At 72.9% G+C, this 25,120-nt stretch carries 19 protein-coding genes; 12 read left to right on the plus strand and 7 right to left on the minus strand.

Annotated features, from left to right (window positions below):
* Positions 1-2: 2 nt before the first annotated feature.
* Positions 3-1,094 (minus strand): SDR family oxidoreductase, encoded by a 1,092-nt coding sequence (locus tag H0H10_RS04695; RefSeq protein WP_188179525.1) that lies wholly within the window; start codon positions 1,092-1,094, stop codon positions 3-5.
* A gap of 179 nt (positions 1,095-1,273) precedes the next feature.
* Positions 1,274-2,365: a LacI family DNA-binding transcriptional regulator gene (locus H0H10_RS04700; protein WP_188179526.1), complete on the minus strand. Its 1,092-nt coding sequence runs from the start codon at positions 2,363-2,365 to the stop codon at positions 1,274-1,276.
* A 201-nt stretch (positions 2,366-2,566) separates the two neighbouring features.
* Between H0H10_RS04700 and H0H10_RS04705 the strand changes: the two genes are divergently transcribed.
* From H0H10_RS04705 to H0H10_RS04750, 10 genes are all read left to right on the plus strand, one after another.
* The gene (locus H0H10_RS04705) at positions 2,567-3,493 is read left to right on the plus strand and encodes a carbohydrate ABC transporter permease (protein WP_188179527.1); all 927 of its coding nucleotides are present in this window, start codon (positions 2,567-2,569) and stop codon (positions 3,491-3,493) included.
* A 7-nt stretch (positions 3,494-3,500) separates the two neighbouring features.
* Entirely contained in the window at positions 3,501-4,451 is a 951-nt protein-coding gene (locus H0H10_RS04710; protein WP_188179528.1) for a carbohydrate ABC transporter permease, read from the plus strand.
* 69 nt (positions 4,452-4,520) lie between these two features.
* Positions 4,521-5,864, plus strand: coding sequence for an ABC transporter substrate-binding protein (locus H0H10_RS04715; RefSeq protein ID WP_188179529.1), 1,344 nt, complete (start codon positions 4,521-4,523; stop codon positions 5,862-5,864).
* A gap of 77 nt (positions 5,865-5,941) precedes the next feature.
* Positions 5,942-7,987: a beta-galactosidase gene (locus H0H10_RS04720; RefSeq protein WP_188179530.1), complete on the plus strand. Its 2,046-nt coding sequence runs from the start codon at positions 5,942-5,944 to the stop codon at positions 7,985-7,987.
* 119 nt (positions 7,988-8,106) lie between these two features.
* Positions 8,107-10,152: an RICIN domain-containing protein gene (locus H0H10_RS04725; RefSeq protein WP_188179531.1), complete on the plus strand. Its 2,046-nt coding sequence runs from the start codon at positions 8,107-8,109 to the stop codon at positions 10,150-10,152.
* Positions 10,153-10,238: 86 nt separating this feature from the next.
* Positions 10,239-10,871, plus strand: coding sequence for a sugar O-acetyltransferase (locus tag H0H10_RS04730; RefSeq protein WP_188179532.1), 633 nt, complete (start codon positions 10,239-10,241; stop codon positions 10,869-10,871).
* 114 nt (positions 10,872-10,985) lie between these two features.
* The gene (locus H0H10_RS04735) at positions 10,986-11,777 is read left to right on the plus strand and encodes an SAM-dependent methyltransferase (RefSeq protein WP_188179533.1); all 792 of its coding nucleotides are present in this window, start codon (positions 10,986-10,988) and stop codon (positions 11,775-11,777) included.
* Positions 11,778-11,978: 201 nt separating this feature from the next.
* On the plus strand, positions 11,979-12,839 hold the full coding sequence (locus tag H0H10_RS04740; protein ID WP_188179534.1) for an ABC transporter ATP-binding protein: 861 nt from the start codon (positions 11,979-11,981) through the stop codon (positions 12,837-12,839).
* On the plus strand, positions 12,836-13,819 hold the full coding sequence (locus tag H0H10_RS04745) for an ABC transporter substrate-binding protein (RefSeq protein WP_188179535.1): 984 nt from the start codon (positions 12,836-12,838) through the stop codon (positions 13,817-13,819). Before H0H10_RS04740 ends, H0H10_RS04745 begins: the two co-directional genes overlap by 4 nt.
* Before the next feature lie 7 nt (positions 13,820-13,826).
* The gene (locus tag H0H10_RS04750; protein ID WP_188179536.1) at positions 13,827-15,896 is read left to right on the plus strand and encodes an iron ABC transporter permease; all 2,070 of its coding nucleotides are present in this window, start codon (positions 13,827-13,829) and stop codon (positions 15,894-15,896) included.
* Positions 15,897-15,916: 20 nt separating this feature from the next.
* Here H0H10_RS04750 and H0H10_RS04755 read toward each other — a convergent pair whose 3' ends face one another.
* The gene (locus tag H0H10_RS04755) at positions 15,917-17,377 is read right to left on the minus strand and encodes a subtype B tannase (RefSeq protein WP_188179537.1); all 1,461 of its coding nucleotides are present in this window, start codon (positions 17,375-17,377) and stop codon (positions 15,917-15,919) included.
* A 231-nt stretch (positions 17,378-17,608) separates the two neighbouring features.
* Between H0H10_RS04755 and H0H10_RS04760 the strand changes: the two genes are divergently transcribed.
* Positions 17,609-18,934: a lipase family protein gene (locus tag H0H10_RS04760; RefSeq protein WP_188179538.1), complete on the plus strand. Its 1,326-nt coding sequence runs from the start codon at positions 17,609-17,611 to the stop codon at positions 18,932-18,934.
* A gap of 54 nt (positions 18,935-18,988) precedes the next feature.
* Here H0H10_RS04760 and H0H10_RS04765 read toward each other — a convergent pair whose 3' ends face one another.
* Entirely contained in the window at positions 18,989-20,716 is a 1,728-nt protein-coding gene (locus H0H10_RS04765) for a hypothetical protein (RefSeq protein ID WP_188179539.1), read from the minus strand.
* A gap of 470 nt (positions 20,717-21,186) precedes the next feature.
* Here H0H10_RS04765 and H0H10_RS04770 point away from each other — a divergent pair, with 470 nt between their 5' ends.
* On the plus strand, positions 21,187-22,674 hold the full coding sequence (locus tag H0H10_RS04770; protein WP_188179599.1) for an MFS transporter: 1,488 nt from the start codon (positions 21,187-21,189) through the stop codon (positions 22,672-22,674).
* Here H0H10_RS04770 and H0H10_RS04775 read toward each other — a convergent pair.
* Genes H0H10_RS04775 through H0H10_RS04785 form a run of 3 tightly spaced genes read right to left on the minus strand, consistent with a single transcriptional unit; the run spans position 22,644 to position 25,099 of the window.
* The gene (locus H0H10_RS04775; RefSeq protein ID WP_188179540.1) at positions 22,644-23,621 is read right to left on the minus strand and encodes a DMT family transporter; all 978 of its coding nucleotides are present in this window, start codon (positions 23,619-23,621) and stop codon (positions 22,644-22,646) included. The two genes, H0H10_RS04770 and H0H10_RS04775, sit on opposite strands and share 31 nt — an antisense overlap.
* A gap of 53 nt (positions 23,622-23,674) precedes the next feature.
* Complete coding sequence (locus H0H10_RS04780) at positions 23,675-24,160, minus strand: MSMEG_6728 family protein (protein ID WP_188179541.1); 486 nt, start codon at positions 24,158-24,160, stop codon at positions 23,675-23,677.
* A gap of 57 nt (positions 24,161-24,217) precedes the next feature.
* Positions 24,218-25,099: an SDR family oxidoreductase gene (locus H0H10_RS04785; RefSeq protein WP_188179542.1), complete on the minus strand. Its 882-nt coding sequence runs from the start codon at positions 25,097-25,099 to the stop codon at positions 24,218-24,220.
* Between the last annotated feature and the right edge of the window lie 21 nt (positions 25,100-25,120).

Raw genomic sequence — 25,120 nt, forward strand, 5'->3', positions numbered from 1 at the left:
CGTCACCGGCGACGTGTCGTCCGGCCCTGCGGTGAGCGGCGGGTTCCGGTCCGCTCTCCGGCGGATCCGGCCAGCACGGCGGCCGCGGCGGCGCCCAGGGCCAGCGGCAGTCGGTGGCGCGAGAGCCAGAACTGCAGGCTGCGGGGGTGCGCCTCGTCGTCGAAGAGGCCGTGCGCGCCGTGGTCGGCCCCGGCCGCGTCGTCCACCGGCTGCCAGAGGTTGACCAGCCGCGACGGGTCGGCCGGGGCGTCGGTCTGCTGCGAGTCGTAGCCCGTCCGCGCCAGATAGCGGTCCAGGAGCGCCGGGGCGGCCTTCTGCGCGAGCAGGGTGGCGACCGTCGAGCCGCCGACCCAGTACTCCCGCCGCCGCGGGTGGTCGGCCGCGTGCAGCACGCCCTCGGCGGCGACCTCGGGCTGGTAGACCGGGGCCACCGGGCGCGGATGCCGGGGCAGTCTGCTGAGCACCCAGCCGAACTGGGGCGTGTTCAGCCCGGGCATCTGGACCATGGTCACCCGCACTCCGCTGCGGTCGTGCAGCAGTTCGCAGCGCAGGGCCGCGGTGAAGCCCTGGATGGCGTGCTTGGCCCCGCAGTACACGGACTGGAGCGGGACGCTGCGCTGGGCCAGGGCCGAGCCGACCTGGACGATGGTCCCGCGGTCCCGCGGCACCATGCGCCGCAGGGCCGCCTGGGTGCCGTGGACGAAGCCGAAGTACGTCACCTCCGTGGCCCGTCTCAGCTCCTCCGGCCGGACCTCCGCCACGGGTGCGAAGACGGTGGTGAAGGCGGCGTTGACCCAGACGTCGATCGGTCCCAGTTCCTCCTCGACCGCGGCGGCGGCCGCCTCCACGGCCTCCGCGTCGGCGACGTCCACCACGAGCGGCAGCGCGCGCCCGCCGGCCTCCCGGACCTCCTCGGCGGCCCGCTCCAGCGCGCCGCGTCCGCGGGCGAGCAGGGCGACGGCGGCTCCGCGCGCGCCGAAGGCCCTGGCGGTGGCGCGGCCGACGCCCGCGCTAGCGCCGGTCACCACCACCACGTCGGTGCGGCCCGCCCGGCGGTGCCGGCCGGCGCGCCCGGTCCGCCGTACGCCCTTCATGCGGCCCTCCGGCCGGACACGTGCCCGGTGGTCCCGCCCCGCACTCTCACGGGGTGCGGCGACACGGGCGCGAAGACGTGGACGTGGCCGGCGACTCGGGTCATGGGGCGCTCCTGGGCCGGGGGTGAGCACGGTGTGTTCTGGGTTGCCTGCCCCGAGGCCCGTAAACCGGGCGGCGCTCAGCCGGCGGGCTCCTCCGGCCCGGCCGTGCTCCGTGCGGGCGGCGGCGCCGTGCTCGCGCGGGTCACCAGCCGGGTCGGCACCAGGGTGGTGCCCCGCTCCGGGCCGTCCTGGCGCATCTTGCGCAGCACCGCGTCCACGCAGAGCCGCCCCACCTCGGCGAAGTCCTGGTGCACGGTGGTCAGCGGCGGCAGGAAGGAGCCGGCCTCGGGGATGTCGTCGAAGCCGATGACGCTGACGTCCTCGGGAACCCGCCGGCCGCGCTCGTGCAGGGCGCGCAGCAGGCCGAGGGCCATCTGGTCGTTGGCCGCGAAGACGGCCGTGCAGTCCTCGCGGGCCGCTAGTTCGAGGCCGGCCCGGTAGCCGGACTCCGCCGACCAGTCGCCCCTGCTGAGCGGCGGCACGGGGCGGCCGGCCCCGGCGAGCGTGGCCCGCCAGGCGTCGGCGCGGCGCTGGGCGGCGAAGGAGTCCTCCGGTCCGCCGAGGTGCCAGACCGTCTCGTGTCCGAGGTCGAGCAGGTGCCGCACGGCGGCGCGGGAGCCCCCGGCCTGGTCGGTGTCGACGACCGTGTAGTGGTCGCCGGCGTCGGAGTCGACCACGACGACCTGCACGTGGGGCGGCAGTTTGATGGTCGCCGCGTCCAGCAGGTGCACCTCCATGATGACGATCACCGCGTCGACGGCCAGTTCCTCCAGCCGGGAGAAGGCGCCGCGCACCTCGTCCTGCGTGGGGACGGCGACCGGCAGCAGCGTCACCGCGTACCCCTCGCCGGCCGCGGAGGTGGCGATGGCCTCCAGGGTGCGCACGTTGCCGGTCGTGGAGAGCGTGAAGGTGATCACGCCGATGGTGCGGAACTCGCCGCGTTTGAGCGCCCTGGCCGCGCTGTTGGGCCGGTAGCCCAGTTCCTTCATGGCCGCGAGCACCTGCCGCCGGGTCTCCTCGGTCACTCCTGCGTAGCCGTTGGACACGCGGGAGACGGTCTGCGAGGAGACCCCCGCCAGCCGGGCCACGTCCGCCATGGACGCCGTCCGGTCCCGGCCCCGCCGGCGCCGCGCGGGTGCGCTCGCCGGGACTCCCTCAGCCGTGTCCACTCGCCGTCCGCCACCTCTCTGTCGTTGCCGGGTCCCGGCCCGTTCCTGGTGCGATGGGACCCTTGACCGTCGTCATCGGGGCAGTGTAGACATGCCGCCATCGAATGTTTACGTAAACATAACAGCACCGGGCGACTTTCGCGGTGGTCGATGTTTGCGTAAACATCGCGGGTTCCAGGACGTGGACGAGCGAGGAACGACATGACGACGCTGCAACCGCCGGCGGCCGCCGAGCCGCGGCCGGCACCGCCCCCGGCGAGACGGGACCGCCGCTCCTGGACGGGGTGGGGCTTCCTCGGCCCCTTCGTGGCGGTGTTCGCCCTGGTCTTCCTCGCGCCGATCGCTTACTCGCTCTACCTGAGCCTCTTCCGCGACCAGCTCATCGGCGGGACCACCTTCGTCGGGTTCGACAACTACCAGCAGGCGTTCCAGGACGACCGGTTCTGGGCCGCGCTCGGCAGGGTCTCGCTCTTCCTGCTCGTCCAGGTGCCCGTCATGCTCGGCATCGCGCTGCTGGTGGCGCTGGCCCTGGACAGCGGGCGGCTGTACGGGCGGGACTTCTTCCGCATCTCGGTCTTCCTGCCGTACGCCGTGCCGGCCGTGGTCGCCACCCTGATGTGGGGCTTCATGTACGGCACCCGGTTCGGCCTGGTCGGCGACATCAACGACGCCCTGGGCATCTCGCTGCCCGCCCCGCTCTCCCCCGGCCTGATGCTCGCCTCCCTCGGCAACATCGTCACGTGGGAGTTCGTCGGCTACAACATGCTGATCTTCTACTCGGCGCTGCGGGTCATCCCGCACTCGCTGTACGAGGCCGCCGAGATCGACGGTGCCGGGCAGATCCGGGTGATCACCGCCATCAAGCTGCCGGCCATCCGCGGTGCCCTGGTCATCGCCACGATCTTCTCGGTCATCGGCAGCTTCCAGCTCTTCAACGAGCCCAGCATCCTCAGGCCGCTGGCGCCCAACGCCATCACCACCGACTACACGCCGAACCTCTACACGTACTCGCTGTCCTTCAACGGACAGCAGCACAACTACTCCGCGACGGTCGCCATCGTCATGGGGCTGATCACCATGGTCATCGCCTACGTCGTCCAGCTGCGCGGCATGCGCAAGGGAGTGTGAAGCAGCGATGACCAGTCCCGTCGTCACCGTCCCCGACCGTTCCGCGACCGCCCCGGCGGGCGCCTCGCGCACCGCGCCCCGGCTGCGCGGCCCCCGCCGGCGGCACACGCCCGGCCGTCCCCGGCGCAGCGTGCTGCTGACCGTGCTCACCGGCCTGGTCCTGCTGTACAGCCTCGTTCCGCTGGCCTGGCTGGTCATCAGCGCCACCAAGTCCCAGGAGGGACTGGCCCGTTCCTTCGGCCTCTGGTTCGACGGCGACTTCGCGCTGTGGGACAACATCGCCGAGACGTTCACCTACGACGACGGCGTGTTCACCCGCTGGCTGCTGAACACCCTGCTGTACGTCGTCGTGGGCGCGGGCGGCGCCACCTTCCTCGCCGTACTCGGCGGCTACGCGCTCGCCAAGTTCGACTTCCCCGGCCGGCGTGCCGTGTTCGCCGTCGTCATCGGCGCGGTGGCGGTACCGGGTACGGCACTCGCGGTGCCGACGTTCCTGATGTTCAGCAACATGGGGCTCACCAACACCCCCTGGGCGGTGATCATCCCCTCGCTGATCTCGCCGTTCGGCCTGTACCTGATGTGGGTGTTCGCCAGTGAGGCCATCCCCGCCGAGCTGATGGAGGCCGCCCGCATCGACGGCGCGGGCGAGGCGCGCACCTTCTTCCAGGTCGCGCTGCCGCTGCTGGCGCCCGGCATCGTCACCGTACTGCTGTTCACCATGGTCGCGACCTGGAACAACTACTTCCTGCCGCTGATCATGATCAAGGACCCGGACTGGTATCCGCTGACCCTCGGCCTGAACAGCTGGAACGCCCAGGCCCAGACGGCCGGCGGCGAGCCCGTGTTCCACCTGGTCGTCACCGGGTCGCTGATCACCATCCTGCCGCTGATCGCCGCGTTCCTGCTGCTGCAGAAGTACTGGCAGTCCGGCCTCGCCGCCGGAAGCGTCAAGGAATAGCCCGCTGCGAACCACCCTCCCGCCCTCACCGGTCCCGGCTCAAGGCCACGACGAAGTGGAAGCACACCCATGCCCAAGCACTCACGCCGCCTGCTGCGCGGCACGGTCCTCATCTGCGCCCTCGCCCTCGGGGCGACCGCCTGCGGTGGCTCCGACGACGGCGGATCCAGCGGCAAGGCGGTCTCCGAGGCGGACGTCCAGGCGGCTCTGAAGAAGGGCGGCACCATCACCGTCTGGGCGTGGGAGCCCACGCTCAAGCAGGTGGCCGCCGACTTCGAGAAGGAGTACCCGGGCGTCGAGGTCGACCTCGTCAACGCGGGCACCAACGAGAAGCAGTACACCGCGCTGCAGAACGCCATCTCGGCGAAGAAGGGCGTCCCGGACGTCGCGCAGGTCGAGTACTACGCCATGGGCCAGTTCGCGCTGACCGAGCAGCTCACCGACCTCAAGGGCTTCGGCGCCGAGAAGCTGTCCGCGCAGTACTCGCCCGGCCCGTGGAACGGGGTGAAGGCCGGCGGCGACGGCGTCTACGGCCTGCCGATGGACTCGGGCCCGATGGCGCTGTTCTACAACAAGAAGGTCTTCGACAAGTACAAGATCGAGGTGCCCACCACCTGGGACGAGTACGTCGACGCGGCCCGCGCCCTGCACAAGGCGGACCCGAAGGCGTACATCACCAACGACACCGGCGACGCCGGCTTCACCACCAGCATGCTCTGGCAGGCTGGTTCGCGCCCGTACAAGGTGGACGGCACCAAGGTGAGCATCGACTTCTCCGACCAGGGCGCGAAGACGTACACCGACACCTGGCAGAAGCTGCTCGACGAGAAGCTGCTCGCGCCGGTCACCAGCTGGTCCGACGAGTGGTACAAGGGCCTCGGCGACGGCAGCATCGCGACCCTCGCCACGGGCGCCTGGATGCCCGCCAACCTGGCGTCCGGGGTGAAGGAGGCCGCCGGTGACTGGCGCGTCGCCCCCCTGCCGCAGTGGACCGCCGGCGGCAAGGCCGGCGCGGAGAACGGGGGCAGCGCGCTCACCCTGCCCGAGCTGGGCGGGAACAAGGAGCTGGCGTACGCGTTCGTCGAGTACGCGAACGCGGGCAAGGGCGTGCAGACCCGGGTCGAGGGCGGCGCCTTCCCGGCGACGACCGCGCAGCTGACCTCCCAGGAGTTCCAGGACACGAAGTTCCCCTACTTCGGCGGCCAGCAGGCCAACAAGATCTTCGCCGAGTCGGCGGCGAACGTCGCCGACGACTGGTCGTACCTGCCGTACCAGGTGTACGCCAACTCGATCTTCAACGACACCGTCGGCAAGGCGTACGTCTCCGGCACCGGGCTGGCGGACGGGCTGAAGGCCTGGCAGGACGCCTCGGTCACGTACGGCAGCGAGCAGGGCTTCACCGTCGAGAAGTAGCACCCGCAGCAGCACCTGCGCGGCGGCGCGGCTCCCCGCGCCGCCCGTGCCCCATGCACCAGACCGGAAGGACCGCCATGATCTCCACCCTCCTGTCCCGCCTGCAGCGCGGGCCGGACGGTGCGCCCGCCCCCCGCCTCGCCTTCGGCGCCGACTACAACCCCGAGCAGTGGCCCCGGGAGGTGTGGGAGGAGGACGTCCGGCTGATGCGCGAGGCCGGCGTCAACATCGTCTCCGTGGCCATCTTCTCCTGGGCCCGCATCCAGCCCGGCCCCGGCACCTGGGACTTCGCCTGGCTCGACGAGGTGATGGACCTGCTGCACGAGAACGGCATCGGCGTCGACCTGGCCACCGCCACCGCCTCGCCGCCGCCCTGGCTGACCACCGCCCACCCGGAGATCCTGCCGGTCACGGACCGGGGCGAGACCGTGTGGCCGGGGGCGCGCCAGCACTGGCGTCCCACCTCGCCCGTCTTCCGCGAGCACGCCCTGCGCCTGGTCCGCGAGCTGGCGACCCGCTACGCCGGCCACCCCGCCCTGGTCGCCTGGCACGTCAACAACGAGCTGGGCTGCCACAACGTGTACGACTACTCCGACGACGCGGCCCGCGCCTTCCGCGAATGGCTGCGCGCCCGGTACACCACCCTGGACGCCCTCAACCATGCCTGGGGCACGGCGTTCTGGTCGCAGCGCTACAGCGACTGGGAGCAGATCCTGCCGCCGCGGCTGGCCGCCTCCCATCCCAACCCGACCCAGCAGCTCGACTTCAAGCGCTTCTCCTCCGACGCGCTGAAGGACCATCTGCGGGCGGAGCGGGAGATCCTGCGGGAGCTCACGCCCGGCGTCCCGGTGACCACCAACTTCATGGTGATGCCCGGTACCAAGGGAATGAACTACGCGGACTGGGCGGACGAGGTGGACTTCGTCGCCAACGACCACTACGTCGTGCCCCGGCCCCAGGACCGGGACGAGCTGTCCTTCTCCGCGAACCTCACCAGCGGCATCGCGGGCGGCCGGCCCTGGTTCCTGATGGAGCACTCGACCAGCGCCGTCAACTGGCAGCCCGTCAACCTGGCCAAGCGGCCCGGCGAGCTGGCCCGCGACTCGCTGCTGCACGTGGCGCACGGCGCCGACGCGGTCTGCTTCTTCCAGTGGCGCCAGTCGGCGGCCGGCGCCGAGAAGTACCACTCGGCGATGGTGCCGCACGCCGGTGCCGACAGCGACCTGTTCCGCGCGGTCACCGCGCTCGGCGGGACGCTCCGGGCGCTGGCTCCGGTCGCCGGGGCGGAGCGGGAGCCCGCCGAGGTCGGCATCCTCTTCGACTGGGAGTCGTGGTGGGCGAGCGAGCAGGACTCGCACCCCACCTCGCTGCTCGACTACCACCAGGAGGCGCTCGACTGGTACTCCGCCCTCCTCGCCCTCGGCATCCGCGCCGACGTCGTCACCACCCGCTCCGACCTGAGCCGCCACCGGGTGCTGATCGCGCCCGTGCTCCACCTGGTCCCCGCAGAACTCGCCAAGGACCTCACGCGGTACGCCGAACAGGGCGGGCACCTGGTCACCACGTACTTCTCCGGTGTCGTGGACGAGAACGACCACGTGTGGCTCGGCGGCTACCCGGGCGCCCTGCGGGACCTGCTCGGCATCCGCGTGGAGGAGTTCGGCCCGCTGCCCGCCGGGCAGACCGTGGAGCTGGACGACGCGACCACCGGCGGCCTGTGGACCGACCGGATCACCACCACCGCCCCGGAGACCGAGGTCCTGGCCCGTTACCGCACCGGCGTGCACGCGGGCCGCCCCGCCGTCACCCGGCGCCCGACGGGCGGCGGTTCGGCCGCCTACGTCTCCACCCGGCTCGGCGTCGACGGGCTCACCTCGCTGCTGCCCCGGCTGCTGGCACCGGCCGGCGTGCGCAGCGAGCTGCCCGCCGAGGTGCGCGGGCTGGTCGAGGCGACCGTGCGCCGCGGACCCGGCGGCCGGTTCCTGTTCCTGGTCAACCGCACGGACGACCCGGTGACCGTGCCCGGCACGACCGGAGAGGTCCTCGTCGGCAGCACCGGCGCCGACGGCGCCGTCGCCCTCGGCCCCAGGGACGTCGCCGTCCTGCGCCTGCCGAACTCCTGATTCCCCATCCCCACGACTCCCCCGGCGCGGCACGCACCCGGGCCGGGGGACGCCCCCTCCTGCCCTCCCGGGGCGGGAGGGGCCACCGCAGCGACCACACCTTCAGTTGGGAGCACACGATGGCACGCCGTACGCGCAAGCGACGTCTCCTCGCAGCCGCCGCCCTGACCGCCCTGGCCACGGGGGCCGCCCAGCTCAGCGTTCCCGCCCAGGCCGAACCGGCCGCGGCCGCCGCCTCCGTCACCGTGCGGCCGGACCCGTCGTACCGGCAGGAGAGGTTCGAGGGCTGGGGCACCAGCCTGGTCTGGTTCGCCAACGCCACCGGCGACTACCCGCCCGAGATCCGCGAGAAGCTGGCCCGGCTCCTGTTCGACGACGACGGGCTGGCGCTGAACATCGCCCGCTACAACATCGGCGGCGGCAACGCACCCGACGTCAAGGACTACCTGCGCGCCGGCGGAGCGGTCGAGGGCTGGTGGAAGGCGCCCGCCGGCACCACCCGCGAGGACACCGACTGGTGGAGCGCCGACGACCCGGCCGACTGGAACGAGGACGCCGACGCCACCCAGCGCTGGTGGGTGGAGCGCATCAAGGACGACATCGACCACTGGGAGACGTTCAGCAACTCCCCGCCCTGGTTCATGACCGTCAGCGGCTACGTCTCGGGCGGCTTCGACGCCACCGCCGACCAGCTGAGGACCGACTCGGTCGACGACTTCGCCGCCTACCTGGCCGGCGCGACCAGACGGCTGGAGAAGGCCGAGGGCATCGAGGTCGACACCATCGACCCGTTCAACGAGCCCAACACCCCCTACTGGAGCACCCGCCTGGGCGCCGACGGCGAACCCGTCGGCGGCCGTCAGGAAGGGGCCCACATGGGCCCCGAGCTCCAGCGCAAGGTCCTCCAGGCCCTGGCCCCCGCGCTGAAGGAGGCGAAGGTCGGGGCGGACATCTCGGCGATGGACGAGACCAACCCCGGTACGTTCGCGCGGAACTGGAACGCCTACACGCAGGCCGACCGCGACCTCGTCGGCCAGATGAACGTCCATACCTACGGCACCGGGCAGCGCACCACCGTGCGCGACCTCGCCAAGGCCGCGGACAAGCCGCTGTGGATGAGCGAGGTCGGCGGCGACTGGGGCGACGGCCAGGACTTCGAGGACATGCGCCCCGGACTCGGCCTCGCCCGGCAGATCGTCGACGACCTGCGCGAACTGGAACCCCGGGCCTGGGTGTTCTGGCAGCCCGTCGAGGACTACGACAACATGAAGCCCGGCGGCGAGTCCGCCAAGGGCGGCAACTGGGGCAGCATCCAGATCCCGTTCAGCTGCACCGCCGGGGACACCCTGGAGTCCTGCCCGATCCGGACGAACACCAAGTTCGACACCGCCCGCAACTTCACCCACTTCATCAAGCCCGGCGACCGGCTGATCAGGACCGACGACACCTCCAGCGCCGCCGCCGTCAGCCGCGACGGCAAGGGCGCCTCGCTGGTCCACGTCAACAGCACCGCCGAGGCCCGCACGGTCACCATCGACCTGTCCAGGTTCCGTGACGTGAGCGGCAGGGCGACCGTCACCCCGGTCGTCACCAGCGCCGGCGGAGGGCTCCAGGAGCAGGCTCCGGTCAGGGTCAGCGACCGCCGGGCCACCTTCACCGTGCCCGCGCAGTCCGTGACCTCCTTCGTGATCAAGGGCGTCTCCGGTGTCGCGCAGGACGCCTCGCCCCTGCGGAAGGGCCACACCTACACCCTCACCGGCGTGCAGAGCGGCAAGGCCGTCACCGTCGCGGACGACGGCACCAGCCTGGTTCTCGGCACCGGCGCCGGCACGTCCGCCCAGCGGTGGCGGCTGAGCGCGGTGCACCCCGACACCGGCGTCCGCCAGCGCTACGTCTTCACCGACCCCGAGGACGGCAGGCGGCTCGCCGTACGCGACGACGTACCGGTGGCCGAACCCGACACCGGTAAGCGCGACGCGGCCACCGAGTGGATCATGTCGACCACCGGTGACGGCACATGGACCCTGGTCAACGCCGCCACCGGACGCCTGCTCGAAGTCGGCGGACAGGCCACGCACGAGGGCGCGGCCGTCACGACGTGGCCGCCCAACTCCGGCGCCAACCAGCGCTGGACGGTGACGGACGTGACCGGCGCCACCGGCTGAGCGACACCCCTCACGGCCCCGCTCGCACCCCCGGCGGTGCGGGCGGGGCCGCCCACGCACGCACCGACCGACCGAAGGAGACCCCCATGACCGTCGACCCGCGCGAGCGCGAGGTCCGTCGCAGGATGGCGGCGCAGGAGCTCTACTCCGACGGCGCGCCCGGCCTGGAGGGCCTGGAGGAGGAGCGGCTGAGGGGCAAGGAGCTGGCCGACGCCTACAACCGGACCGCTCCCCGGGACCAGGACGGCCGCCGGGCGATCCTGGAGAAGATGCTGGCCGCCGTGGGCACGGGCGTCTGGATCGAACCGCCGCTGCACGTCGCCTACGGCAACCACGTGCACCTGGGCGACGACGTGTACGCCAACTTCGGTCTCACGCTCGTCGACGACGTCGAGGTCTTCGTCGGCGACCGCGTCATGTTCGCCCCGCACGTGACCGTCAGCACCACCGGGCACCCCGTCCACCCGGAGCTGCGCCGGGACGGCACCCAGTTCTCGGCGCCGGTGCGCATCGAGGACGACGTGTGGATCGGCGCCGGCGCGGTGATCCTGCCCGGGGTCACGATCGGGCGTGGTTCGGTGGTCGGCGCGGGCAGCGTCGTCACGGCGCACGTGCCGCCCATGGTGGTCGTCGCCGGGACGCCCGCGCGCGTGATACGGGAGATCACCGACGCCGACCTGGAGTGGAGCCACCGGCCCCCTCGGACCCTGCGCCCGTGAGGGCAGTGAGCCGGGGCAACTCGCCCTGCTCGCCGGGAACATGGCACCGGGAGCGACGCAGTACGATGATCGTCGTATTGCGCGCAGCTTCACCCCCGGACGACGGAGTCTGCCATGACGACGGACCATTCCCAGCCTCCCCTCATCGACACCAGCAAGGCCCATCCGGCCCGGGTCTACGACTGGCTGTTGGGCGGCAAGGACAACTACCCCGTCGACGAGGCGGTGGGCGAGACGCTTCCCGCCGAGGCGCGGGACGCCGCGCGGCAGAACCGCGCGTTCATGCACCGTGCGGCGGCCCACCTCGCCGCGCAGGGCGTCGACCAGTTCCTGGACATCGGCACGGGCATTCCCACCGAGCCCAACCTGCACCAGATCGTCCAGCGGACCGTGCCGACGGCCAGGGTCGTCTACGCCGACAACGACCCGATCGTCCTGCGGCACGCCGAGGCGCTGCTCGTCAGCCGTCCCGAGGGCGCCACGGACTACATCCAGGCCGATGTGCGCGAGCCGGACGAGATCGTGCGGCACGCCCGGCGGGTCCTGGACTTCGACCGGCCCGTCGCCCTGTCGCTGATCGCGCTGATGCACTTCGTGCCGGACGAGCAGGACGCCCACGGCATCGTCCGCAGCCTGGTCGGCACGCTCGCGCCCGGCAGCCACCTCGTCCTCTCGCACGCCGCGATCGACCTCTTCCCCGAGCTGGCGGAGCAGGTGATCGCCCAGTACGCCAAGGGCGGCATCCGCCTCGGATTCCGTACCCGGGCGGAGGTGGCCCGCTTCTTCGACGGACTGGAGCTGGTGGCGCCGGGCCTGGTGACGGCGACCGAGTGGTACGGCCCGGAGCAGCAGCCGCCCGCCCCGGAGCCCAGCGGGATCTACGCGGCCGTGGCCCGCGTCCCGTGACGGACGCGGAAAGGGGGCGGCGGACCGGTGCCGGGCACCGACCCGCCGCCCCCTGTCCGTTGAACCGGACGGCGTCGAGCGAGCGCCGACAACTGAACACCCGGTAGCGGCAGGCGAGTTGAGCCTCGACTCCCCCAGCCGCCCAGCGGCCCTGGAACCCGCCCCTACCAGTGCTTCTTAGGTTAGGCTAACCTTCGCCACGTGAGATCTGGTGAAGAGGCGGCCGGCGCTGCCCGGCTGCGCGGTCATGAGCTGTCGGCCACGGGGGTGACCGTGTCCTACGACGGCGTCGACGTCGTGCACGACGCGGCGGTCACGCTGCGGCCCGGTGAAGTGACCGTCCTGGTGGGTCCGAACGGCAGCGGCAAGTCGACCCTGCTGCGGACGATCGCGCGGCTGCAGCGTGCGCGCAGCGCCACGCTCACGCTCGACACCGGCACCGACGCCCTGGCACTGACGGCCCGTGAGTTCTCGCGGTACGTCGCCCTGCTGACCCAGGGCCGCCCCACGCCCGGCGGGCTGACCGTGCGCGACGTCGTCGAGTTCGGCCGCTACCCGTACCGGGGCCGCTGGGGCAGGCCCGACCCGGACGGTCCGGCCGCGGTCGACCGGGCGCTCGCCCTGACGGGTGTCGACCGGCTCGCCGACCGCGGCGCCGACCACCTGTCCGGCGGGCAGCTGCAGCGGGTGTGGCTCGCGAGCTGCCTCGCCCAGGAGACCGGCGTCCTGCTCCTCGACGAGCCGACGACCTACCTCGACCTCCGCTACCAGATCGAACTCCTCGACCTCATCCGCGACCTGGCGGACGACCACGGGATCGCCGTCGGCGTCGTCCTGCACGACCTCGACCAGGCCGCGGCCGTCGCCGACCGGATCACGCTCCTCGAAGCGGGCCGCATCGTCGCCGACGGCCCGCCCGAGGACGTGCTGACGCCGGAACGCCTGACCGCCGTGTACGGCATCCGGATCGACGTCGACACCGACCCCCTCACCGGCCGGCTGCGCACCCGCCCGGTCGGCCGCCACCACACCCGACGCGAAAGGCTCGGCACCACCTCATGAGACGCACCATCCTCACCGCGGCCACCGTCACGGCCGCGGCGCTCACCCTCGCCGCCTGCGGCACCACCGAGCCCGCCGCCCACAAGCCGGAGAAGAAGCCCTCCGAGGCCATCACCCTCACGGACGGCAAGGGCACCGAGGTGAAGCTCGACGGCCCGGCCACCAAGGTCGTCGCCACCGAGTGGAACGTCGTCGAGAGCCTGGTCACGCTCGGTGTCGACCCGGTCGGCGTCGCCGACGTCAAGGGCTACAGGACCTGGGACACCTCCGCCCCGCTGAAGAACGAGCCCAAGGACATCGGCACGCGCGGCGAGCCGAGCATGGACACCATCGCCTCGCTCGCCCCCGACCTCATCGTCGCCACCACCGACCTGCCGCCCGCCGCCGTGAAGCAGCTGCGCGACGTGGCCCCGGTGCTGGAGGTGAAGTCCGCCGACGGCACCGGCCAGATCGACCGGATGCTGGAGAACGTCGACCTGATCGCCAAGGCCACCGGGACCACGGACCGTGCGAAGACGATCCGCTCGGACTTCGAGGCCAAGGTCGCCGAGGGCAGGAAGGCCCTGGCCGACGCCAAGATGGCCGGCAAGGAGATCGCCTTCGCCGACGGCTACGTCACCTCCAACCAGGTCTCCGTCCGCCCCTACACCGCGACTTCGCTCATCGGTGAGGTCAACGAGGCGATCGGCCTGAAGAACGCCTGGAAGTTGAAGGGCGACGAGAGCTACGGCCTCGCCTCCACCGACGTCGAGGGCCTCACCGGCCTCCCCGACGGTGTCCGGTTCGCCTACATCGGCAGCGACGGCGACGAGAACAGCACGCCCTTCACCGGCGCGCTGGCCAAGAACTCCGTGTGGAAGTCCCTGCCGTTCGTGAAGGCCGGCCATGTGCACCGGCTGGACGACGGCATCTGGATGTTCGGCGGTCCGGCGTCGATGCAGGCGTACGTCGACGGCGTCGTCGGCGCGCTGACGAAGTAGCGGGGCCATGGCCGTCACCGCAACGAAACCCGCTTCCCGTCCGTCGACGGCCACGGCGTCCCGGACGGGCGCGGCCGCGGTGACGGCCGCGCTCGTCCTGGTCGTCGCCGTCCTCGCGGTCGCCGACATCACGCAGGGCACCGCCGCCGTCGGACCGGCCGAGGTGGTCAAGGCCCTGACCGGGCGGGCCGATCCCGACGACGCGTCCGTCGTCATCGCCTCCCGGCTGCCGCGGATGACCGCGGGCATCCTGGTCGGCGCCGTGCTCGGCATGGCCGGTGCCGTGCTGCAGTCGGTCAGCCGGAACGTGCTCGCCTCACCCGACACCCTCGCGGTGAACGCGGGTTCCTACCTGGCCCTCGGGCTGGCCGGCGCCACCGGTGTCTCGCTCCCGCTGTTCGCCTCCTCCGGTGTCGCCTTCGCGGGCGGCCTGGCGGCCGCGGCCGTCGTGCTGGGCCTGTCCGGCCTCGGCACGGGCACCGTCCGTCTCGTCCTCGCCGGCACCGCGCTCGCCCTGGGCCTGAACTCGGTGACGGAGGGTCTGCTCCTGCTGTTCCCGGAGCAGACGGAGGGCCTCTACCAGTGGAACCAGGGCAGCATCAGCCAGAACGGCTTCGACGGCGTGCTGCAGATGCTGCCCGTCGCCCTGGCCGGGCTGGTCGGGCTGCTGCTCGTCGCCCGCCGCGTCGACGCTCTCGCGCTCGGCGACGACGCCGCGCGCGGCCTGGGCGTGCCGGTGCGGGCCACCCGCGTCACGGTGGTCGTGCTGGCGGCACTGCTGTCCGCCGCGGCGGTCACGCTCGCCGGGCCCATCGGGTTCGTCGGCCTGTGCGCGCCCGCCCTGGTCCGTCCGCTCGCCCGCCGGTTCCGCGGGTTCGCGCGGTCGCGCACGACCGTGCCCGTGGCCGGTCTGGCCGGCGCGGGGCTGGTGCTCGGCTCCGACGTACTGCTGCGGGCCCTGGTCCCGGCGGACCTGGCGGTGGCCGTGCCCACGGGCGTCGTCACCAGCCTGGTCGGCGCGGTGTTCCTCGTCGTGACGGCGCTGCGGCTGCGGGACACGGCCGGGGCCGGTGCTCCGGACCGGCTGCGCATCCCGAGCCGGGCGGTGTTCCTGACGACGCTGGCCGTGCTCGCGGCGGTGCTCGCCGGCGTCACCGTCGCCGCCGTGCTCCTCGGCGACAGCAAGCTGCTGCTCGGCGACGTGGTGAACTGGGCGCAGGGGCGGGCCGGCCGTACCGTCTCGTTCGTCCTGGACACGCGCGTGCCCCGGGTGCTCTCCGCGCTCCTCGCGGGTGCGGCGCTCGCCCTGGCCGGCACGCTGGTGCAGGCCGTGACCCGCAATCCGCTCGCCGAGCCGGGCGTCCTCGGGGTCTCCGGCGGGGCCGCGCTGGGCGCGGTGATCCTGGTGACCACCGCGCCCGTCGCCGGATCGTGGAGCGTCGCCGGTGCGGCGTTCGCGGGGGCCGCGGTCACCGCCGTGGTCGTCTTCGGACTCGCCGCGCGGGGCGGCTTCCGGCAGAACCGGCTGGTCCTCGTCGGCGTCGGTGTCGCCGCCGGTACGACGGCGCTGATCAGCCTGCTGATCGTGCTCACCGACCCGTTCAACGCGACCAAGGCCCTGACCTGGCTGTCGGGCTCGACCTACGGGCGGACCACGCCCGACGTCCTGCCGGTCGCGCTGGCGCTGGCCGTCGGCATCGCCGTGGCGGTCGCCCGGCGCACCGAGCTGGACCTGATCTCGCTGGACGAGGACACGCCCCGCCTGCTCGGCCTGCGGCCGGCTCCGTCCCGCCTCGGGTTCCTGGTCGTGAGCGTCGTCCTGAGTGCGACGGCCGTGGCCTGCGCCGGCACGATCGGGTTCGTCGGGCTGGTGGCACCGCACGCGGCGCGCGCCCTCGTGGGCCGGCGGCACGTGCGGGTCGTCCCCGTCGCGGTGCTCCTCGGTGCGGCGCTGGTCTGCACGGCCGACCTGATCGGCCGTACGGTGATCGCCCCGGCCCAGCTCGGCGCCGGACTCATGACCGCGGTGATCGGCACGCCCTACTTCCTGCACCTCCTGGTACGGAGCCGCCGGTAGTCGTCCCTGCCGCCGGCCGGCTACCGGCAGACCCTGTCGATCCAGTCGATGAAGTCGGGCGCGTCCAGGTTCACGCCGTGTCCGCCGTCCCAGTACATGGAGGCGTCGACGTCGTCGCCGAGGTGCTCCAGGGCGGCGGCGAGGTTGCCCACCACGGTGAGCGAGGTGTCGGTGTCCTTGGTGCCGACGCGGATGAACCAGTGCCGCGCCCGGTGCGGGTTGCCACGGGCCAGGGAGGGCATCGGGTTCATCAGGTCGAGCGTGTCGTGCAGGTCGGCGTCGAGCCGGGCGCGGTTGTCGCCGGTGGCCCTGCGCAGGCTCCAGAGGGTGAAGTGACGGGCCCCGGTGGTGCCGTGGCCGAAGAGGTTGTTCTCGGGCGTGGACAGGTCGAGGGCGTCGAAGGACGGCACGTTCTTCTTCCGCGCGCCCACGTGGGCGAGGAAGTCGGCCCAGGTGAAGGAGGCGCGGCCACCGGTCCAGTGGATCCACGGGTTGGCGGCCAGGTAGCGCTCGCGCTCGTCGTCCGCCAGTGCGGTGAGGTACCGGGTGGCCGACGGCTCCAGATGGGTCCTCACCAGGTAGGTGTCGTAGTTGCGGGCGGTCAGGCGCCCGAAGCCGTTGCCGCCGCTGAGCCGGAGTGACGCCTGGTACTCGGCGAACCGGGCTCTCAGCTCCCGGGACAGGGCCTGGTCCGCCTGGGCTCCGCCGGGCAGCGGGTTGCCGCCCCAGTTCCATTCGTAGGCCATGTCGGCGTGTTCGAGGTCGGTGATCGGGCAGTAGGGCGCGGCGGCGAAGACCGCGTCGCTCGCGTCGGCCGCGCCCAGGGCGCGCAGGTGGGGCTCGTAGCGCGGGCTGTCGCCCGTGGCGCCGAGCAGGGCGGTGAGGGCGCCGCCCGCGCCGACGCCGGTGGCGACGATGCGGTCGGTGTTCCCCGGTATGCGGCCCTCGTTGTGCCGCAGGTAGCGGACGGCGGCCTTCAGGTCCACGACGGCCGCCGGTGCGACGCCGTGGTGCGTGCCGTCCGCGTCCACCAGCGTCCGGCCGCGGGCGCCCGGTTCCACGACCACACAGCCCGCGGCGAGGGCCAGCGGCGGGTTGGGGCGGTTCGTGGAGATGCCGGTGGCGCCGGCCGTGGAGGAGGGCAGGTAGCCGCCCACGGCGTTGCTCAGCAGGATCGGGGCGCGGCCGGCGCCGACGGGCTTGCCGTCGACGGCGACCGGGACGCTCACGTTGAGGGTCTGGTGGGTGAGGTCGACCGGCTCGGCGACGTACGGGACCGCCCGGTGGAAACGGTAGGTCACCGTCTTCTCCCCGTCGCCGGTGACGACGGTCGCGGTGAGCGTGGTGTGGTCGTCGGGGTCGAAGGCCAGCGGGTCGCGGCGCTCGGGCCGCGCGGTGGCCGAGGCGGGTCCGGCCGCGGCGGCCCCCGAAGGTACGGCGGTGGTCGCGGCCATCACCTTCGCCAACTCCCTGCGCTTCATCGCGTCTCCTGTCTGCCGAACCGTTCCCGGCGCAGGCGAACGTACGGCCCGGCCGGACGGATCGTCAGCAATTTTGTCAACTTTTGCCCACCCCTTTTCCCAGCCTTGTTGGACGGAGCGTCAAGTTACTGAACCGTAATAAGCCGGGTGCTACCCCGGGTAACACCCGTACGGATACGGTCCCGTCACCCCCACGACCCGGTTCGGCCCTTCGTCCCCAGGAGGTTCGCCATGCCCCCACGCCCACGCCTGCTCGCGGCGGCGATCGCCGCCGTGCTCGCCCTCGGCGCCCAGGCCCTTCCGGCCGCCGCGGCCGCCGAACCGGCCACGCAGACGTCCCGCGGCATCGTGATCCCCGCCTTCTACACCCCGCCCTCCACGCTCCCCGAGGCCGACGGCGCGCTGATCCGCAGCGAACCGCTCCGCCTCGCACTGAGCCTGCCCGGCCTCGACGGGCCCCTGCCGGGGCGGGCGACCCGCCTGATGTACAAGTCCACGGACGCGGGCGGCGGGCCGGTCGCGGTGACCGGCGCCTACATCGAGCCGACGGCGGCCTGGCGGGGCGGCGGACCACGCCCTCTGGTCGCCGTCGCCCCGGGCACCATGGGCCAGGGCGACCAGTGCGCCGCCTCGATGGCCCTGGAGCACCCGCTGCTGATCAACGGGCGGACGGTCTCGGTGGGTTACGAGAACCTGTCGGTCTACCGGCTGCTGGCCCGGGGCGTCGCCGTCGTGGTCACCGACTACGCCGGCCTGGGCGCCACGGACCGGCTGCACACCTACGTCAACCGCGTCGACGAGGCCCACGCCGTGCTGGACGCCGTACGCGCGGCGCGCTCCCTCGACTCGGCGTCCGTCACCTCCGCCTCCCCGGTGGGGCTGTTCGGCTACAGCCAGGGCGGCGGCGCGACGGCAGCGGCGGCCGAACTCCAGCCGTCCTACGCCCCGGACGTCCCCCTGGCGGGCACCTACTCCGGCGCGCCGCCCGCCGATCTGACCGAGGTCACCGAGGCGATCGACGGCAGCGAGCTGGCGGGCGCGCTGGGCTGGTCGCTGAACGGCTTCCTGCAGACCGAGCCGGCCCTGCGGCCCGTCGCCGACCGGTACCTCAACGCGGCGGGAGAGGAAGCGCTGAAGGACCTGTCGACCATGTGCGTCGGCGACGCCCTGTTCGCCTACGGCTCCGCCCGGAGCACGGCCTGGACGACCACCGGCCAGTCGGTCGGCGACATCATCGAGGCCGAGCCCGCGCTGCAGAGCTTCCTGGCCGAACAGCGCATCGGCACCCTCGAGCCGGGCAGCCCGGTCCGTGTGGCGACCGGCGTCAACGACGACCTGGTGCCGCACGCGCAGTCCCGCCAACTGGCCGTCGACTGGTGCCGGAAGGGCGCGAAGGTCACCTACGACGCCGTGATGCTGCCGGACGTGGGCAGCAGCCTGCTCAACCACTTCGGGCCGCTCCTCACCGACCAGGGCGACGCCATCTCCTGGCTGACCGACCGTCTCTCCGGCGAGCCGGCCGGGTCCGACTGCTGGACCATGCCGGTCCAGCCCTGAGCGAGTGGTGCGGTGGCCCCGGCGGGCGCTGCTCCGCCGGAGCCACCGCACCGTTCAGCCGATGATCGGTTCGGTGTCGCTGCAGTTGGTGAACGGCTTCCACGGACGGCTGCCGTCGCCGGAGGGCGCACCGGCGTAGGCCGGGTTGCCGGTGATGGTCTGGGTGCGCTCCTCGTGGGTGACGTCGATGCCGAACAGTTTGAAGCCGACGGTCAGCGAGCCGGCCGACAGGCCGAAGCCGATGCCGAGGGACGCGTTCCACCAGTCGGTGTCGACGTCGTAGTCGAGACTGGTGATCTGTGCCTTGTCGTGCAGCAGCCGGTCGATCGGGCCCGCGTCGGCGGGCAGCGGGCCCGCGAGGGCGTGCGGTGAGGGGATGCCCTGCTCCGCGGGGTTGTCGCCGCGTCCGCGTATCCAGTCCTCGACGGTCTCGCGGTCCTCGTCGCTGCCGAGCGTGATCTCCGCGATCTCGGTGTGCAGCCGCGTCTCGGTCTTTCCGCCCCCGCCGCCGACCTCGATGGTGACCGGGCCCGTGTTGACCCCCGCGCCGACGTTGACGCCGGGTCCGCCGCTGCTCTCCTGGCTCGTGGTGATCTTCAGCTTCTCGGGGCGGTGCTCCAGCCCCTCCTCGGTCTCCCGGTCGTAGGCGGCGGCGTCGTAGGTGACGGCGATCTGCTGCATGTGCGTACCGCCCGCCTGGGCGCCCGCGCCGAACTTCCCGCCCATCTCGAAGGTGTAGACGAAGGTGATCTTGCCGGCGTCGGGGCCGGTCTTGGCCCGCATCACCACGACGTCCTTGCTCATGGTGCCGGACAGTCCCTGGATGGAACCGTTGCCCATGTCCTTGGTGTCCGGCGTCGAGCCGATCACCGTGTCCTGGGCCTTCTTGATCTTCTCCTCCACCTCCTTCGGCGACGCCTTGGGGTTGTTCTTGCGGATCTCGGCGGCGATGTCGTCCTTCAGCGACTTCACCGCCTTGTCGTCCTTGGCGTACTTGCCGCCGAAGCTCACCTCACCGGCGACCTCCGTCGTGGTCTTGGTGATGTCGATGTCCGGGGCCTTCTCCGGGTCGACGTCCGGCTTCTTGTCCTCCGCCACCTTGCCGCAGATCATGCCGAGTTCGGCGGACCGGGCACCCGGCGGACGGCTTCTGCACTTGTTCGCGGCCTTCAGGTACTCGGCGAACTGCTTGGCGTCGGCGAGGTTCTCCGCCAGGTCCTTCTGCCGGTCGCCGGACTTGTGCCCGTGGAACAGCCACCGGCCGCCGCTGCCGCTGCTCTTGACGTAGCTTCCGCCCAGGGAGGCGCCGCCGCCCCACTTCTCCAGGCCCGGTATGCCCGCCTCGACGCTGGCGGTCACGCCCGCGCCGCTGGTGGCGACCCGCTCCAGGGTGACGGAGCCGTCGGACCACTGCTGCACCTTGACCTGCTCGGTGCTGGAGATCTTGAGGAACAGGACCTGCACCACCACGGTGTCCTTGGTCTCCTCCGACGACAGCAGGCACTTGGCGGGCTGGAAGGGGTCGCCGCCGGGCGGGAGGCCGTCGTCGGGGCCGGGCGCGGCCTCCGTGTCCCCCGGCCCGCACCCGCCGGTTCCGGTCACCCGCTGCACCTGGCACATGATCTCGTCGTCGATCCGCGTGCCCAGGGCGGTTCCCGCGAGGGCCAGGACCACGGCACCGGCCACCGCCACCACTCCCAGATACTCGACGGCACCCTGGCCGGCGTCCCGCCCCCGGCCACCGCGCACGTCCGTGTGCTCCGCCCTCCCGAACACGCGCACCCCGCCGCCCTCCCCGGCTCGTCGCCTCGCTGTCCCGGGCTGTGACGGTACGGAGCGCCGCGGGCCCAGGGGCAGGGCCCACGCACCCATTCCGCACCGGCACGGGCCCAATTCCCGCCGCTCGCCGGTCTCCGCGCACCCGCCCCACGCTGCCCGTACGGGCAGCGGGACCCGCGCGGCGAGGTCCTTCCGGGCACGCGGACGGCCGGCCCGGGTTCCCCGACGCGGCGGACCTGGTGTCTCCGCGGTGCGGCCGGGCGGCGCGCGGGCAGGTCCCGCGGGGTTTCGGGGGCCCAGGACCGCCCCGCCGCGGGTGTGCCGCGCGGGAACCCGGACAGCGGCGGGTCCGGCATGCCCGGACGATCATTGCGCCGCAGAATGCGCATGGACGAAACATGCTGGAACGGCAGAAAGGCGGCGGCGTGGACGCGAATCCCGACGGGCGGTCCGGGCACCTGGGGCGGGTGACGATGCCGAGATCGGTCGCGAACATGCCGCGGCAGGTCCGCGACGAGCTGACCCGTCGGCTCCGCCGCAGCAAGCGGGCCTTCCGCGAGGAGGACGTCCAGGTCGTCGAGGGACCGCTGCTCAAGCGCGCGGTCGGAGCCTCGGCACTGGGCAACTGCATGGAGTGGTTCGACTTCGGCGTCTACAGCTATCTCGCCGCCACCATCGGCAAGGTCTTCTTCCCCGGCGCCTCCCCGGCCGCCCAGCTCATCTCCTCCTTCGCCACCTTCGCCGCGGCGTTCGTCGTGCGCCCGCTGGGCGGCCTCGTCTTCGGCCCCCTCGGGGACCGCATCGGCAGGCAGAAGGTGCTCGCCACCACCATGATCTTGATGGCGATCGGCACCTTCTCCATCGGCCTGATCCCCAGCTACGCGAGCATCGGCATCGCCGCCCCGGCCCTGCTGCTGCTCGCCCGCATGGTCCAGGGCTTCTCCACCGGCGGCGAGTACGGCGGCGCCACCACCTTCGTCGCCGAGTACTCGCCGGACCGCCGCCGCGGCTTCCTGTCCAGCTGGCTCGACTTCGGCACCTTCGTCGGCTACGCGCTCGGCTCCGCGCTGGTCACCGCGCTGAACCTGATGCTGACCGACGGCCAGATGCTCTCCTGGGGCTGGCGCATCCCGTTCCTGATCGCGGGTCCGCTCGGCGTCATCGGCCTGTACATGCGGCTGCGGCTGGAGGAGTCGCCGGCCTTCCAGCAGCAGCTCGACGAGCACGAGAAGAGCCTCGCCCAGGCGTCGGTGGGCAGCGAGTTCAAGACGATCGTCAGGAAGCACTGGCGCCCGCTGCTCATCTGCATGGGCCTGGTGCTGCTCTACAACGTCACCAACTACATGGTCACCGGCTTCCTGCCCACCTACCAGACGGAGACCCTGGGCCGCTCCAGCGGCTTCGCCGACGTGCTGGTGCTGATCGGCATGCTGTGGATCGTGCTCCTGATCACCTTCCTCGGCCGGCTCAGCGACCACGTCGGCCGGCGCCCCGTCTACGGCTGCGCCGCGGCAGCGATGATCGTCCTCGCCGTACCGGCCTTCCTGCTCCTCAAGGCGGACGGCACCTGGGCACCGGTCGCCGGGGTCCTGATCCTCGCCACCCTGCTGGCCGGCTTCGCCGCACCGAGCGCCGCCACCCTGCCCGCGCTGTTCCCGACGGCCGTGCGGTACGCCGCGATGGGCATCGGCTTCAACTTCGCCGTGGCCGCCTTCGGCGGCACCACGCCGCTGTTCACCGAGGCGCTGGTGGAGATCACCGGGAACGACCTGATGCCCGCCTACTACCTGATGGCGGCCGGCGTCGTCGGCCTGGTGACCGTGAGGTTCCTCCCGGAGAGCGCCCAGGTGCCGCTCAACGGCTCGCAGCCGATGGTCGGCTCCCGCCGGGAGCGGCGGGAGCTGATCATCACGTCGAAGGACCTCTACCGCTACTCCAAGGAGCGCTCCGGCAGACGCTGACGCCCCGCGGGGACCTCTCGCGCGCCCGCGCCGGTGTCGTGACGGGGAGATGCGGCTTCCGCCTTCCGCCGCCGGGGGCGGGGCACCGCGCCGGATCCCACGGCGACCCCGGCGCAGACCAGGGCGCTCCCCACCGCCTGGGCGGCGCCGTACGCGCCCGTTCCGACGAGCGGCGCCGTGCAGGCCGCGGCGACGGGGATCAGACCGGAGAACAGCGTGGCGCGCTCGGCGCCGATCCGCTGCATGCCCATGTACCAGCAGACGAACCCCACGACGGTGACGACGGCCGCCTGCCACAGCAGCGCACCGGCCTCGACCGCGTCCGGACGCGGCAGCCACGCGGTCCCGTCGACCAGGACGCCGACCGCCGCCGACTCGGCCGCGGCGATCCCGCACACCGTGGCGGACAGCAGCCGGGGGCCCAGCGGCCGCAGCACGGGCACGGCGAGGACGGCGAACCCGACCTCGCCGGCCAGGGCGCACAGGGAGTAGGCGATGCCGGCGGCGTCGGTGCGGCCCCAGCCCTGGACGGTGAACGCGCCGACGGCCACGAAGAGCGCCCCGTACAGCACGACGCGCTGCGGCCTGCGCCCCTCCAGGAGGGGCATGACGACCGCGACCACCACGGGCGCGCACCCCACGAAGACGCCGGGGACCGCCGGTTCCGCCGTGCGCTCCGCGGCGAGGACGGCCAGGTTGAACCCGACCATGCCGACCGCCGCGAGCAGCACGAGCCGGAGCCGGCCACCGGCTCCCAGGCCGCGCAGCCGGGCCGTCGCGCCGGGGCCGGCCAGCGGCACGAGCAGGACGAAGGCCAGGGCGTAGCGCAGGAACTGGCCGCCGGCGTACGGGTAGTCCCCGAGGACGCTGTTGGCGGTGAAGGACCCTCCGACGAGGACACAGGCGAGCGCGGCGAGCAGTGCTCCGCGCGCGGTGGTGGCGTTCATGGCAACGACGCTAGGAAGCGCGGCGGTCTCCTATGAGGTCCATTCGCACGCCGTCATCGAGGACCAATCGGGCCCGACTCCCGGTCCGAGGCCGGCCAGACGTAGGGCAGGTCGTCCGGGACCCCGGGAAACAGTCCGGCGTACGCGGCCGGGTCCTTGCGCACCAGGGCCGAGCGGTGGCTGAGGTGGAAGGCGTCGTCGCCCAGCCAGGGCGGGAGTTCCCCGGCCGCGGCCAGGTCCGGCTGGTCGCGCACCGGCACACCCGGGCGGGTGGCGGCGAGTCCGGCGACGAGGGACGCCGCGCAGCCGTCCTGGTGCCCCCGCTCCCGCCAGACCCGGCAGACCTCCAGCCCGTAGCGGACCAGCGCCTCCTCGTAGCCCGTCCACATCCGCACGGCGGGGTGCCGGCGCCAGCCGTAGCCGGGCACGGTCAGTCCGCGCAGCACCTGGAGCGCCTCGACCCGCTGCTTTCCCAGCCGGCGGCGGTCCAGCGTGAGCGCCGACTCCCTGAAGCCGGGGTGGGGCAGGAACGTCTGCATGCCGTGTCCTTGTCGGGTCGCGGTCCCGTGGGTCCTCCTCGCGCCTCCGTGGCGGATTCAGTCCCGGCGACCGGCCGCCGCCTCGTCGGCGCGTCCGCCGGCGCCGAGCGGCCCGGTCGGATCGAGGCTCCCCTCGGCCTCCAGCCGGGGCAGACGGCGGCGCGACAGGCGCAGCACGACGGGCGGCAGGGCCGTGCGCGTCACCTGGGCCAGGCGCAGCCACGCCGGCACGTAGACGGCGGTGCGGCGGCGCTCCACCGCCCGGACCAGCCGGGCGGCGACCAGGTCCACCGGCAGGACGCGGCGGGCGGGCGCCGGCATGTGCGCGCGCAGTTCGCGCAGGACGTCGTGCCGGTCCGCGTCGCGGATCAGGTCGGTGTCGGTCCAGTTGAGGTAGGCGATGCCCACGGCGACCCCGTGGTGCGCCACCTCGGCGCGCAGCGCGTGGGCGAAGGCCTCGACGCCCGCCTTGGAGGCGCAGTAGGCGCTCATCAGGGGCGCGGCGCCGAGCGAGGCGGAGGAGGCGATCTGGAGGTGGAAGCCCGCCGTGTGCAGCAGGTCCGGCAGGAAGGCCCGGGCCGTGTGGGCGCTGCCCGTCAGGTTGACGTCGATCACGCGGCGCCACACGGCCGGGTCCGAGGCGGCGAACGGCCCGCCTTCCGCGATTCCGGCGTTCGCCACCACGACCGACGCCCGGCCCAGTCGTCCGCGCACCTGCGCGGCCGCCTCGTCGAGCGCGGCGGCGTCGGTGACGTCGGCCTTCAGCGTCAGCGCCGGGCCCGGCAGGGAGGCCGCCACCGTGTCCAGTCCGGCCTTCTCGTGGCCGAGCAGCGCGAGCCGCGCGCCGCGCCGGGCGCACTCGCGTGCCAGTGCCGCGCCGAGGCCGCGGGCGGCCCCCGTCACCACGACGGTACGGTCCCTGAGGGGGCTGTCGGCCACCGGTCGCTCCTTTCCGTTCGG

The organism is Streptomyces griseicoloratus (genome assembly GCF_014534645.1).
Lineage (GTDB): Bacteria > Actinomycetota > Actinomycetes > Streptomycetales > Streptomycetaceae > Streptomyces > Streptomyces griseicoloratus.